This window comes from Pedobacter sp. 01N416, assembly GCF_056399685.1.
In genome coordinates this window covers 1-14,691 of the sequence record NZ_JBFTRT010000122.1, presented here as the reverse complement: position 1 = coordinate 14,691, position 14,691 = coordinate 1, and the positions used below count along the sequence as shown (strand labels likewise).

8 protein-coding genes are annotated in these 14,691 nt (G+C 40.7%); 1 reads left to right on the top strand and 7 read right to left on the bottom strand.

All coding sequences use genetic code 11. From position 1 onward, the window contains the following. The 7 genes from AC1DND_RS08835 to AC1DND_RS08805 form a co-directional block, all read right to left on the bottom strand. The coding region (locus AC1DND_RS08835; protein WP_477580879.1) for a hypothetical protein at positions 1–1,244 on the bottom strand (1,244 nt) is incomplete at its 3' end. Positions 1,245–1,461: 217 nt separating this feature from the next. Beyond that, a complete protein-coding gene (locus tag AC1DND_RS08830) occupies positions 1,462–1,776 on the bottom strand; it encodes a hypothetical protein (RefSeq protein WP_477580877.1) in 315 nt (104 codons plus the stop codon). A gap of 145 nt (positions 1,777–1,921) precedes the next feature. Then, on the bottom strand, positions 1,922–3,712 hold the full coding sequence (locus AC1DND_RS08825) for a RagB/SusD family nutrient uptake outer membrane protein (RefSeq protein ID WP_477580875.1): 1,791 nt from the start codon (positions 3,710–3,712) through the stop codon (positions 1,922–1,924). 18 nt (positions 3,713–3,730) lie between these two features. After that, positions 3,731–6,856, bottom strand: a complete 3,126-nt coding sequence (locus AC1DND_RS08820; RefSeq protein ID WP_477580873.1) for a SusC/RagA family TonB-linked outer membrane protein — start codon at positions 6,854–6,856, stop codon at positions 3,731–3,733. 15 nt (positions 6,857–6,871) lie between these two features. Further along, the gene (locus AC1DND_RS08815; protein WP_477580871.1) at positions 6,872–8,620 is read right to left on the bottom strand and encodes a RagB/SusD family nutrient uptake outer membrane protein; all 1,749 of its coding nucleotides are present in this window, start codon (positions 8,618–8,620) and stop codon (positions 6,872–6,874) included. Between the two features lie 11 nt (positions 8,621–8,631). After that, positions 8,632–11,331 carry a SusC/RagA family TonB-linked outer membrane protein gene (locus tag AC1DND_RS08810; RefSeq protein WP_477580869.1) on the bottom strand — a complete coding sequence of 900 codons (2,700 nt, stop codon included), beginning with the start codon at positions 11,329–11,331 and terminating at the stop codon, positions 8,632–8,634. A gap of 23 nt (positions 11,332–11,354) precedes the next feature. Further along, positions 11,355–11,822, bottom strand: a complete 468-nt coding sequence (locus AC1DND_RS08805) for a CHRD domain-containing protein (RefSeq protein WP_477580867.1) — start codon at positions 11,820–11,822, stop codon at positions 11,355–11,357. A 557-nt stretch (positions 11,823–12,379) separates the two neighbouring features. Between AC1DND_RS08805 and AC1DND_RS08800 the strand changes: the two genes are divergently transcribed. After that, a partial coding sequence (locus AC1DND_RS08800; protein ID WP_477580865.1) for a ligand-binding sensor domain-containing protein occupies positions 12,380–14,691 on the top strand: 2,312 nt, incomplete at its 3' end.

The following is a 14,691-nucleotide window of genomic DNA, read 5'->3' as shown; positions in this document are numbered from 1 at the left end:
GTGGTATACTGGCCAACAGGTAATGATATACCATAGCCACCATAACTGGCATTCTGATGAAATTTAGCAGAACCATTTGCACCGATTTGCGGCACACCATTTAAAAATGAAAATGAATAGGTTTTGCTCACATTAGCACCATTTTTCAATAGCAATTTCACCCTGATGTTGTAAGCTTCGTTGTTTTTATAATAAAGCTCGCTAAAAGGAATAGTTGCCGAAATTGTATTTCCAGTACCTGGGTTCGATCTCCATGCCACGGCATTATAATCAGCATCGCTACTACCCAAATCTGGGTCCATGTAAATTAGAATATCATTTACCTCTTTATTACTTGTAAATGAACCTGTAACATTGAAAGCCTGTGTTGTTGCATTGTAGGCAAACTGCGCATCAATCGTGGTGGTGGCTGCTTCGTAAGGTATTTCTGTAGGCAAAGGATTCTGGAACACTTCGTTACGGTTTAAAATGGCAGCATCAACCTCGGTTAAGAATGTTGGCTGACCTTTACTGAAAGTTACATTTCCTGATCCCATTAAAGAAGTACCTAAAGTTGGTTGTTCTGAAGCATATTTGGCATGATCGTGCGGTAAATTTAAGCCATGTCCCAGCTCGTGCAGCATGCCGCCAAGTAAATTTGATGTTGCATTAGGGATTTTATCAACCGCCATGTTCGAATTGTCAGTAGCGAAGCAATTTTTACCATAACCGTAAAAAGGCTGATCAAAACTACCATCGGTACGCTGGGGCAATAAGATCAGCGTATGGCTTGAATTTGAAAACTCTGAAGCGTGTGTGGCTTTGTAGGCCGCAATTTCGTTCAGGATTTTAGTTGCAGAAATACTGGCATCGTAAGGATAGGCAGATTGTGCAAACTGAGCTGGTATTTCGATAAAACGCACCAATCCGGTTGAATCGATTTTGGGCAATCCCATGTATTTATCATAGCCATACCTTAACATTTCGGTATGGAACCAGCCCTGAAAATGAACCAATAAAGAGGTTAAGCGGGTTTTGTAATCAGAAAGCGCCGGGTTATCGGTAGGCACAAACATTACAATATTCAGGTTTTTGGTGTTGGTTACAAAACTAGGCGGTGTGGTTTCAGAGTTTAGTGCCAATGTAGTTGGTTTTGTGCCAAGTGTTTCTGGTTCTGAAACAGGTGCTTTTTTACAGGCAGTCATTAAAAGACCGCTTGAAATCATCAAAAGCAGTGCAAAGCAAAGTTGTTTTTTGTTTTTCATTGTTTAATGGTTAAAGGTTTATGGTTAATTGATTGTTATTGGTTTATTAGTTCACTTGTCATTAGTTCATTAGTAGATGCTCCATTACCCAATCCGTCATTGCGGGGCCAGATAAGCTGGAGCCTAAGCAATCTTTATTGGTTAATTAACTTCAAACTATTCCTTTCGACTCCGAGGGCTTTTATCAGTAATTGACGCTGAACTRCCAACTCACGACTCAAAAAGTAACTTTCAATACACGCCCCATATCCCCACTACTTTTTTGTAATCCTTCGGGTACCGAAATCCTCAGTCCTTTATGATCCTGTTTCCACTCGAGTTTTTCATTTGTTTCTTCTAACAATACCTCTTTCACTAAAAACTGATCATTAGCAAGTGAAATAATGATCAGTTCGCCATATTCGCTTTCATTTAAAAAAACCTGTAGTTCATCATCCTTCCCCGAATAAAACATAATGGGCTCAAGTGTTCTGATATCAATTGAGGTTTTGAGTTTAGCTAAAACCGGGCTTTCTTGTTGATCGGTAGGCATAGTGGATATTTAAGATGATCGTATTGATATCGTAATGGTGTATAAAAGGTTTAAGGTTTTTACCCGACCATGATGTTGCCTACCTTATTTTGGCAGGCAACTGGTCTGGGACTAACTCAACTAAAAAAATTGTTTAAGCTGATTATTACCAACCTGGGTTTTGCATTAACGTTGCCGATTTATCAATCTCTGTTTGAGGAATTGGTGCGAGATAAGCTCGTTGTTGCCAATTAACCGATAATGCCAGCTTTGTTCTATCGTAAGTAAAAGTTCCATTGGCTTCCTTTGAGATGTATGTCTGCATAATATTCTTGCTTTCGGTTAGCTCTGCTGTTCTCCACCTGCGGGTATCGTACCAGAAATGCCCCTCTGAGAAAAACTCGGCAACAGATTCTTTTTGTAACAATATTCTAAATGCAGCTTGCGATATGCCTGCAACGATGCCATAACGGTTATCAGTTCCCGCGGTAATCCCTGCACGTTTTCTGATTTTGACAAGCCATGAAACAGCCTGTTCTGTTTGACCCAATTCGTTTAATGCCTCTGCATAGCCCATATATATTTCTGCCAGGCGGATCACCGGCAAACATCTTTCAATACTGGCGGATGTACCGGTAGAATCGTTAGCCATTTTCCTCGAATAGTATCCCGTTTTGGTATAATAAGCTTGTATCCCATCAGCAGCCAGTGCATTTGTGGYCTTGTTAAAATAGATATCAACCGGAACCAATGTAGTACCCGAACCACTTTTCCATAAAGGCGCTTGGTTGTAAATGATAGAGAAATAAAAACGTGGATCGCGGTTTATATAAGGATTATTGGAATTGTAGCCCGAAGCAGGATCATCAATTGCCTTCCCCTCTTTAGTTCCAAAATTTTCTACCGCAGATTCGGTCGGGTTACAAAAGGTATAAGTAGTAGATTGTCTGCTTCTTGGAAAACGATAAGATTCAAAATTTGTTCCGCCCAAAAAGCTCACTGCTCCCGAAGAAACCACGAAAGGTGTAATTACTTCGGTATTTTTTCTGCCTTTGATAAACATTTTCCAAAAACCATGGCCAGGACGGGTTACATTATCTTCTACCAATGCGTAATCAGGCAGATCAACCACTGCTTTTAATGCATCAGCTGCTTTCTGCCAAAGTGTTGCATTATAAGTTGCCGAATAGGTAATATAAGGCAATAAGGAAGCATCTGTACTATGCGATTTACCATTAAAAAGCGGACTCGCTGCTGTAAGTAAAATCCTTGCCTTAAGGGCCAATGCAGCACCTCTCGTAGCATGTCCGTATTCTGCGGCTTCCTGCGCCAATGCATTGGGCAAACCTTTTGCTGCTTCATCAAGTTCGGCAACAGCATAATCAACACATTCTTTGTAGGTATTGCGTTTGGATATTAAAATTTCATCTGCATTGAGTGGAACATCGGGCATTAACTGTACACCGCCATAAAAGCGGATCAAACCGATATAAAAGAATGCCCTAAGGTAACGCGCTTCAGCAATCAACCTATTCTTACGAACAGCTGAAATCGGCGTTTTACCTATACTCTGCAAAAACAGCGATGCTTGTCTGATTTTTTTATAATAAGTTGTCCAGTAATTGTTCAGTGAGTAATTGCTAGCGGTATAGGTACCCTGAATTACCCCTGTTTGTGGTGTACTATAGTAACTTAGTGCTAAACTTGTCTGTTCATCAAAACAGGCCCAATCGTTACCATTGGGACTGGTGATATAACCCGCCCGCTGCAAAACAATGTCTTGTCCGGTATAGGCATACATGTCATTTACAAAGCCGATGGTAAGCGCGCTATCTGCAAAAACCTTATCCTCGGTTAAAGTTTCTGTTTTCCTATCCAAAAAACTAGATTTTTTACATGCAGCCAAACTAAAAAGTGCTACTGCAATGATATTGATGATATAAAATTTCTTTCTCATTTCTTTATCTTTTTTGAATTATAGCCCAAACTGGATCCCAAAATTGAATATGCTCTGTTGCGGGTATTCGTTTACATCGCCAAGGTTTGTGGTGCTGGCCGTTCCAGTTACCGATTCTGGATCTATAAACACAGGCAACGCCGTGTAAAGCAAGCCAAGGTTGTAACCATTGGCATATACTCTGATGTTGTTCATGTGGAGTTTTTTAGCAAACGAAGTGGGTAAACGGTAACCTATTTCTACGTTTTTCCAACGGATGTAATCACCGCGTTTTGTCCAGTAAGTAGAAAACACACCACTTTGCGAACCACTGCCTGCCAATACAGGGAATGTAGCTTCCTGACGGGTAACGGGTGTCCAACGGCCCAGGTTATAAGGAATAGATTGATTTTCGGGACGGCTATAACCGATTACACCACGGTTGATATTGATGAAATATTTAAATGAACTTTGGAATAAGGTACTGAAATCGAAGTTTTTGTAAGAGAAGCCAAAACTTAAACCCGCAATATACTCGGGCTGATTGGTTCCGATATAACCTAAATCGTATTGATCGATAATACCATCGCCATTTAAATCAACCAGTTTAACACCTCCGAGCGATAAATTGCTTAAAGGGGTGGCGGTGATCAATTTCGGACTGTTATATAAATCAGCCAGTGATTGGTAAAGCCCTGCATCCTGGTAAGCAAAGAGGGCACCAACAGGTTTTCCGGTTAAACCTAACCAAGGGTAGCGTACGGCACCTTCATCGCGGAAAATTACTTTGTTTTCTGAATGACTTATCTGCGCATTAACAAAATACGATAGTTTGTTAGAGAAAAGATTGTCTTTATAGGTTAACTCTACTTCATATCCTTTGTTATCAACAATGCCCAGGTTTACGAAAGGTAGCGAAGCACCAAATGCAGCAGCAACTGATGCACGCTGTGTTAAAATATCTTCGCGGCGTTTTTTGTAAAAATCAACATTCAAACCCAATCGGCCTTTAAACATCCTAAGCTCAAGCCCAATATTGGCATCACGTTGGGTTTCCCAGGTAATTTCGGTATTGGCCAAAGTGGGTTCAATTAAACCACCATAGGTTGTATTGCCTGTTTCGCCAAAAATATAGCCTTTACCACTTCCGCCAACATAGGTTTTCTCGTAAGAATATACAGATGATCCGATACCATCGTTACCCACCATACCATAAGATCCCCTGATTTTTAAATTATCAATAAAATTGATATTGTTTTTAAAAAAAGGTTCTTCACTGATGTTGTAGGCTACACTTACCGCTGGAAAAAACTGGTATTTTTTGCTCGACTGGAATTTATCCGATCCATTGTATGCACCTTTAAAATCGAGCAGGTATTTCTGTTTGTAGTTATAACTGAAAGATGTAACAATCCCCCTCACATTGTAGGGATCATAAGCAACAGCACTCGTTTCTTCAGTTTTTGTAGTTTGGTTAAGCAATACAAAAGCATTTATATTATGGTTGGCAAAACTTCTGTTGTATTTTAATGAGGCCTGTAAATTGGTTAAACGGTTCGATCCGGTATAACCTCCGCTCCTTGTTAACTTACCCAAACGGTAGAGGTTGTTTACAACTGGCAGGTAACTGCTGGTATTGGCATCATAGTAATAAGTAGGTATTTCAGAGGAGCTTCTTTTTAAAGAGCGATTGAAACTATAATCGCTGGCATACGATAACAATGCATTTGCGGTAAGTCCTTCTGTAATGAAATTCAATTTTTGATCTACCTGTGTTACAAACCCAAGGTTATTGGTGTAATCGCGACTATAACCCGACCATCTTAAATTGGCTATTGGGTTTATTTTTGTCGACCCGCTGGTAGAACCACCGTAAGTGCCGTTTGCATTGTAAGCGGGAAAGCCAAAAGCCGATAATTGCCCGTTCCATAAATATTGCAGGGTTGGTGCACCACCGTTCCCGGGCGAATCGTTTGGTGAATTGGTTACCCCGAATCTTCCTGATAAATCAAAACGGATATGCAAATTTTTATTGGGATCTAAATCTACATTTGAGCGGAAATTGTAACGGTCGAACTGATAATCGCCATTGTAACCTTCATCTTTGGTAAAATCTTTGTACATCCCACCCTGACTGAAATAACCAAGCGAAACAAAGTATTTCGTTTTTTGAGTACCACCGCTGATATCAAAGTTACTGCGGTTTTGTATGCTGTAATCTTTTGTCAGTTCATCCCACCAATCCACAAATGGATAATTGTAAGGGTCATCCTGCAGGCGGTAATGCTCGAGGTTATTCCCGCCAAAAAATTTAGGGTATTGGGTGGCCGGATCCATGTACTGCTCGGTGGTGTACTCGTTCAGCATTTTTAAGGTAGTATAACCGTCGTTGGTTTTAAAATTCACAGCCGATCGGGTTAAACCAGTTTCCTGTCTAAAGGTTAACTGTGGCTTGCCTGATTCTCCCCTGCGCGTACGCACCACCACAACACCATTGGCACCACGTACACCATAAACGGCTGTTGTAGAAGCATCTTTTAAGATGGTTAAACTTTCGATCTCATTCTGATCGAGCATATTGATCTGATCAGCAGTTACCTCAATATCATCCACAATAATTAAAGGCGTGGTTGTTCCCTGGTAGGTGCTGATCCCTCGGATCTGAAAAGCTGCACCATCTTTACCGGGCTGACCGCTTCTTTGCTGGGAGAAAAACCCTGGTAAACGGCCTGCCAATGAGTTTTGAATGCTCGCTGTAGGACTTTGTCTTATTTCTTTACCCGAAATAGAACTCACCGCCCCAGTATTGGTAATTTTTTTTGCTTTTTCACCGAAACCCAATACAACCACTTCTTCCAGTCCTTTGGCGTCTTCCTCGAGGGTAACATTTACACTGGTTCTGCTCTCTGTGCCGATTTCTTTGGTTAAATAACCTACTGATTTAATGATCAGTACGCCACTGGAACTTTTAAGGCGCAAGGTAAATTTACCATCCTGGTCGGAAGTGGTACCATTGGCCGTGGCTTCTTTTTCGTAAATGCTGGCACCGGGTATTGGGCCACGGTTATCGGAAATTACACCCGAAACCGTTTTTCCTACCTGCCCATACACGGTTTGTACCAAAAGGGCTGATAGTAATATAATATATGTTAAAAATCTTTTCATCATGTTGTTGATTAGCTACCAGTTTGGATTTTGAACCATGTTGCTGTTAGATGCCATTTCTTTAAATGGTATTGGGTAGAGGTACATTTTAGCAGACTCGAACCTGGTAGGTGCTGCCGTTACAATAGCATAACTTACCATGGTACCATTTAGCGTTCCCTTAATCCCATGTAATGTTCCGTTTAATACATTTTCGGCAATTTTCCAGCGGCGGATATCCCAGAAACGCTGTTCTTCGAAAGCCATTTCTACCCTACGCTCGTGGCGGATCCTATCACGCATCTGTTGTTGGGTTAAACCCGTTGGCAAAGCCGGCATATTTACCCTTGCCCTAATGGCGTTGATACTTTTATATACATCGGCATCTGGCCCTACAGCTTCATTTTGAGCCTCGGCAAAGTTGAGGAGGATTTCGGCATACCTGAAAATCGGAAAATTATGGTTCTGTGCAGTATAGGCACTTTCGCTGGTGGTACCCGTCATAAATTTACGCAGGTAGTAACCTGTTCTGGTTTCATCCGATACGGCATTACCATATCCTTTAGGCCTGTCTTTACCTCCATCGTAAGTTTGAACATTACGGTTAAGCCAAAATAAGCCATCAAATGAAACCGTTCCGGCCAATCGCGGATCGCGGTTATAGTATGGTGCGGCAAGCGTATAACCGGAGCTACTCTCCTGGATGGTTTTACCGGCAAAAGTTTCAAACTCATCAACCAGTTCCTGAGTGGGGTTAGTTAAGCCCTGTCCCTGCCGGGTATAGCCCACAGGTTCATTGTTCTGCTCTACATCGGTAGTGGTAGCCCTTAAATAAGGCAATATGATTTCGGCATTATACCTTGAAGAAAACACATTTAAAAATTTATTCACCCCTGCCACATAATTGCTTAAGGAAGTAGATGGGGCCAATGCACTCATATTCGTGGTGGTGTAATGGGCCGTTGCTGTTGAGGTTGATAAACCATAAACAAATTTGCCCGCTACAACACTATCCATCACTGCTTTGGCAGCCAATGCGGCGGCCGTCCACTTTGAGGCATCATTACCAGCATTATTTAAAGGGCTTGCTGCATACAATAGCAACCTCGATTTTAATGCCATGGCGGCACCGCGTGTAAAACGTCCGAAATAGATGGTGGTATAACCACTTGTTGCATTTGGACCCAACAGATCGGGCATAACAGCATCAAGTTCGCTATTGATGTAGTTTACACAGTCCTGATAGCTATTGCGCGGAAGGTTTATCTGATCGTTCAGCTCGAAAATTTTATTACCGATTAAGGGAACACCACCCCAGCGTTTAACCAGTTCGAAATAAAACATGGCCCTTAATGCCCGTGCCTCTGCTTTAAAGCGTTTTTTAAATCCTGTGGTTTTAATGGGCACCTGATCGATGTTCGCCAGAAAAATATTTACTTTTCTGATGCCCGCATAATTGGCATCCCAGGTATTATCGGGCAAAGCCACCTGGTTAAAGGCGCCATTTGAATAGAACTGCACCTGTGCGGAGGTTGAAGATGGAATGGCATCATCGGTACCGGCATCGAGCATGTTGGAAGATATCCGGTTAAAACCATTTGGCAGGCTCGAATAGGTGTTATTGAGGAAAGCTTCGGCATAAACGCCAAGTGAATCAGTTGGATCGAATACCAGGTCTTTATTGGCATTTTCTAAAGGTCCATCCTCAATCATTTTTTTACACCCGCTGGCAAATAATATGGCAAACAGGGTGTATATTAGGGTAATTTTATTAAAATTCTTCATCTTGGATACGCTTATAGTTTAAGTGATAAACCACCATTGATAATGCGGTAGTTGGCAAAGCCAGACAAACCTGTTTCGGGGTCGAAATAATCGAGTTTGCTCCAGGTTAAGAGGTTGTAACCGTTAACAAAAAACCGCAGCTTGCTGATTTTTGCTCTCGCCAATAATTTAACTGGCACGGTGTAACCTATTTCTACATTTTTAAGGCGGATATAATCGGCTCTTCTGTACCAAAAGCTCGAAGTTTGGGTATTGTAGGTGTCGTTACCGAGGGTTAAACGTGGCAGGGTTGCATTTACCGGGTTTTGCGGTGTCCAGCGGTTTTCAGTGGTATAATCGAGTACATAACCATAACCGTTGTTAAAGGCGAGCATTGATGATGGATTGTAGTAGATCTCCCTTGGTAACCTGCCTTCAACCAGAGCATTAAAATCAAAACCTTTATAGGCAAAACCAAAGTTTAAACCAAAAATGAAAAGCGGACGGGTATTAAGCGCTTTGGTGTCTAAAAAGTTAATTACGCCATCATTATTTAAGTCTTTGTATTTGATGTCGCCCGGACTTGGCGTGTAACCAGGGATATTTGCAGTTTTGTTGATATCCTCGCCTACCTGATAAAAACCGATAGCCTCGTAACCAAAAGTGGTACCAGGTTGGCCAGCACGGTACATCCACGGGTAAGGATAATTACCTTCCTGTAAACTGATCACCTTGTTTTTGGCGTAAGTAAAATTGCCTTTAACGAAGTAGGAAAAATCTTTCTTATGATCGGCAAACTGAACGCTTGCTTCTAGCCCATTGTACCTGGTGCTTCCGCCGTTAACGGTTGGGTAACTTTGCCCGATAATTCCCGAAGCATAACCATTTGCAGGGGTAATCAGCTCGTCGGTATATTTATTATTGTAATAATTAACCTCTACATTTAAACGGTTTTTTAAAAACTGTGCTTCAATTCCGGCATCAACTTTTAAAGCTTTCTCCCAGGTAATGTTGGGGTTTTTCAAAGCATTTTCTAAACTGCCCGAAACTGCAGTAGCTGTAGCGCCGAAGTTATAACCGGTTGATCCGATAGTATAATTCTGTAAGTAAGTATAATAATTTCCTGGATCAGCCCAGGCGGTTTCGCCTATACTTCCGCGTATTTTCAAAAAATTAACAACTTTACTGTTAAACCAATCTTCTTTAGAAAGCACCCATCCCAAACCTGCCGAGGGTAAAAAGCCCCATCTTTTGCCTGGTGCATAACGGTTGTATCCGCTGTAAACCATCGAAATTTCGGCAAGGTATTTTTGATCGAAATCGTAATTGGCACTAATGCCCGCATTCTGATAAATCTGATTTAGCTGGGTATAAGAATCAATCAGGTTGGTTAAGTTAAAAGTACCCAGCACGTTCAATGTGCTTTTGCCAAAGGTTTTATCGTAACCCAACAAACCGTTAACAAAAGTCTGCTTGTTCTGCGTGCCTAAGGTTGGTGCGCCACTGTTGGCAATAATGGTACCATCGCTGCCCACTTTTGTATAACTGGTACCCGTACTAGTGGTGACAGGATAATAAATAGCAAAAGTTTTATTACGAGAAATGGTTTGCAGGTAATAATTATTGATCGATAACAAACCTTTGGCCCACAATCCTTTTGTAATGTCATCTAGCTTAAATTTTAAACTTACATCGGCATTTAAAGAACGTTCGTTAAAACTGTTATAACCCGAAGCAATGGTACTGGCCAAAGATGCAAAAATGTTCAGCCCTAATTGGATGTTATCGTTAAAATCGATCTGGGCATTGGTCCTTAAGTTGTAGCGCTTATAGTAATTGGTGGTTTCGTAGCTATTATCGGGACCGGAAATAAAGTTTCCATCCTGACTGAAATGCTCTACAGAAGTATAATAGCGATAGTTTTTGCCGTTCCCTGCCGCATTGATGGTGTAACGTTGTTGTGCAGCGTTCTTTTTATAAATACTGTTGTACCAGTCGTTATTGGGCTGTAAAAAGGGATTATTGGTGCCGTTTTTATAAGCGGCGATTAAATCAGCCGGATAGGTTGGTGTGGCGCCTGGAAAAGTATTCTGTTGTGCTTCGTTGTATAGTTCGGCATAACTACCACCTGTAATAAAATTTGGTCTTTTAAACTGGTTCAGCACGCCGTACTGCGCCGAAAAGTTCAGTTCGAAGGGTTTTTCCAGCGATTTATCTTTGGTGGTGATGTAAACAATACCGCCCGATGATCTTAAACCATACATATTGGCCGAAACCGCATCTTTTAATACAGTTATGCTTTTGATATCGTCTAAATTGAAACTCGTAAACGAACGCACAACGCCATCTACCACAATTAGGGGCGATTGGCCGCGAAGTGTAAACGAAGAAACATCGAACAGTGGCCCTGTGCGGCCCGAACTTCTGTTACTGTATAAACCTGGGATTCTTCCAGCTATGGCATTGGTAAGGTCAGAAACCGGAGTGGTATTTACATCTTCGTTATAAATGGTGGTGGTACCGGCAACATTACGGAGTTTTGATATGGTTTTAAACCATTGGTCTACATGCCTATCCTGTAAAGGTAATTTTGCCATCACAGAATCTTTCACCAACGAGTCGCCTGTTTTTTGGGCGTAAAGCATGTTATTGCCCAATGCAAAAAGCAAACAGCTTATGCAAAGTGTTCTAAAACCCGACACCCGATTTTGAAAAGTAATTATTTTAATCATTTTGTTTGGTTTAGGTTTCCTATTTAATTAAGCTGTCCGCGCACCAGGCCATTAGGTTGCTGGGTAGAAGAAATCTGCAGATATATTTTTTCGCTCTGCAGTTTTGTGGCCGTTGCCGCATCAACTCCTACCGATCCTGAAGTTTCGCGGTTGGCATTAAATGCAGGTGTTTTTAAATCGATAAAAACTGCACCCGATGTGGTTTCAGTGCCGAGATAGATTTTGGCACTTCCAGGGGTATCACTGTTTTCGAGTGCCTTGTCGAAATAGATGTCGTAATGCACTTCCATATTATCCATCAGGTATACCATCGCTACGGCATGGTCTGTTCTCCCGCTAATGGCTGGCAAAACTTTTGAGGCCGATAGGTCTACCTTCCATTGTTTCTTAATAAAAACTTCAGAGGTGTAGGTATCTTTTTTGCAGGCGCTAAAAAACAGCAGCGCAAGCGCAGGCATCAGGCAATGCCTTTTCAGTGTAAATAGGTTCATAAATTTGGTTGTTGATTGCTTAAGGACGTTGATTTAGTTGATCATCCATTTTTGTTGATTCACGTGTACGAACAAGAACTGCCTATACAAGTCCCTAAATTTTAAAAGCACTGCTTTTGGTGAAAGTAGTTTTTGTTTCATGGTTGGTTTGGTTAATATTTACTGTCAGCTTTGTGATAGGTTGATATCACATTTAACTGCAGCGTTGGTTGTTAGTTAAATTTGGTTAAGCCAATAACAGGAATGGTTAATTTCTACTGATGATAGCTCTTTTATCACCTTGCATTAGCTTTTCCAAAACTAATTGGGTGCAAAATGAAAAAGGTCGAAAATTGTAAATGAAAGGGTAGAAAAACTGTAATCTTTCAATATTTTAATAAGTTCACGCTATATTTAAAGGAAATACATCAAAAGCTATTTTACTATTAGCTATAGGATGGCCAAAAAACTAGCTTAATTTTATGAATCTGCGTTTAAACGCTTTATGGTTTTTGTCAATGCTTTTTATCTGCACCTCTTTGTGTGCCCAGAAGCCTATTGTTTTTAACCACCTTAGGATGGAAAATGGCCTGTCGCAAAATTCGGTGATGGCCATTGCGCAAGACAAAAACCAGTTTATTTGGATGGGTACTCAGCACGGCCTAAACCGCTATGATGGCTACCGCCTTAAAATTTACAGCAACAGCCCAGATAATCAAAATAGCATTTCGAACAATGTAATTTCGGCCCTACTGAGCGATACCAAGGGGAGGTTGTGGGTGGGAACAGAAAACGGGTTGAATATTTACAACGGACAAACCGACCATTTTTTCCGCATCAACAAACGGAGCTCTGTACATTCCTTTAGCTGCGATTCGGTAGAATGCGTTTATGAAGATCCTCAAAAAAACATCTGGATTGGAACATACAATGGGCTAAATTTGGTGATAGACGCTGAAAAGCAGATTTTCAAGAAATTTCTTTTTGACAAGCCCAATCGTAAATCTGCACTCAACTGGATTTTTTCGATTTTTAAAGATGAAAAACAAAACCTTTGGGTAGGCACTTATAATGGTTTAGTGCGCATTTACCAGGTAAAAGGCAAATATCGTTTCGAAATTTTCAGGCATAATCCCAATAACAAGAACAGCATCAGTTCTAATGCTGTAAAAAGTATTGTAATCGATAAACAAAAGCGGCTATGGTTAGGCACGTATAATGGTTTAAATCTATTCGATTACGAACATAAAACATTTAAACGATTCCAAACCAGTGCTACAGATCAAAATTCGATTGTAAATAACGACATTAGAAAACTAACCTGCGACAAAGCGGGCAACATCTGGATTGGTACACAGGAAGGATTAAGTATCCTCGATCCCATTAACCAAAAATTCAGCAATTATCGTTACGATCCTGAACAGAGCAGCGGCTTAAGCCAAAACTCCATCCATAGCATTTTTGAGGATTTAAACGGTTCGATGTATGTTGGTACCTTTTATAAAGGTGTAAACGTAGTCTATCCATCTGCTACACCATTTACCGTATTCCGGAATTCGAAAAAACACCAGGGCTTGAGCAGCAACATTGTAAGTGCCATAGCCGAAGATCGATACCATAACCTGTGGGTGGGTACCGAAGGCGGCGGCTTAAATTATATAAACAGGAGCAACAACACCTTTACCTACTATAAATCGGAACCAAATAACAGCAATGGACTCAATTCGAACCTAATTAAAACGCTCTGTCTTGATAAAACAGGTCAATTATTGGTGGGTACACATCGCGGGGGCTTATACGTATTTAGCCCCTCAGGCCATAATTTCAAAAAAATAATTAATGTTAAAGATGTAAAAAACAACCTGGGTGGCGCCGAAATAATTGCAATAACTGAAGATAGCGATGGTACTGTTTGGGTAGGCTCCAAAGATGGATTATCTACATTAAAAAAAACAAATGGACAATATGCTTCTACAACTGTTAAAAGCCCTTTAGAGCAGTACCTGAGGAACAACTACATCCAGGTTATATTTGAAGATAAGGCTAAAAATCTGTGGATTGGAACCAAGGCCGGATTATATGCTTACCACCCATCTACTAAAAGAATTACAGCCTATTATCATGATCAGAAAAAGAACAGTGCAGGCAGTTTAAATTCAGATTATATTAATTGCATCATTCAAATACAAAATGGAAATATTTGTGTTGGAACTTCTTTTGGAGGCTTGAGCATTTTTGATAATAAAAGCAGAAAATTCAGGAACTACAGCGAAAAGGATGGCCTGCCAAATGGTAATGTATTGGGAATAATTGAGGATAAGGAAAATAACTTGTGGATCAGTACAGATAAGGGATTATCCAAATTGGTTACCAAAACAGGAAAGTTTATTAATTATACCAAAAGTGATGGACTAGCGGGTAACGATTTTAATATCAGATCGTTTTTAAAAGATAGTAAAGGCGAATTATTTTTTGGCGGTTACGATGGTTTAACGGCCTTTTATCCCAGCCAAATTGATATTAATAAGAATGTTGCACCAGTCACTTTTACCGAACTCAAACTATTCGATCAACCCGTAGCAGTAAATGCACCAGATGGATTGTTAAAGGAAGATATCAAAAGCACCAAACAAATTACGTTTAAACACGACAACAACAATTTCAGCCTCGGTTTTGCCTTATTAAATTACATTAAACCAGAAAAAAACAGTTACCGTTATATCCTCAAAGGTCATAGTAAAAATTGGGTAAAAACCGATGTACCCAGTGTTACCTATACCGATCTTCCTGCTGGCAATTATACCTTTATGGTTACAGGAAGCAATAATGATGGCAATCCTGGTGGCAAAGCTGCAACCCTTAAAATAACGGTGCTTCCACCCTTTTGGGC

What these genes read in the sequence shown, in the direction of transcription:
- AC1DND_RS08820 (WP_477580873.1), bottom strand. Translation starts at nt 6,856, where the DNA reads ATGAAAAGATTTTTAACATATATTATATTACTATCAGCCCTTTTGGTA.
- AC1DND_RS08805 (WP_477580867.1), bottom strand. Translation starts at nt 11,822, where the DNA reads ATGAACCTATTTACACTGAAAAGGCATTGCCTGATGCCTGCGCTTGCG.
- AC1DND_RS08830 (WP_477580877.1), bottom strand. Translation starts at nt 1,776, where the DNA reads ATGCCTACCGATCAACAAGAAAGCCCGGTTTTAGCTAAACTCAAAACC.
- AC1DND_RS08810 (WP_477580869.1), bottom strand. Translation starts at nt 11,331, where the DNA reads ATGATTAAAATAATTACTTTTCAAAATCGGGTGTCGGGTTTTAGAACA.
- AC1DND_RS08815 (WP_477580871.1), bottom strand. Translation starts at nt 8,620, where the DNA reads ATGAAGAATTTTAATAAAATTACCCTAATATACACCCTGTTTGCCATA.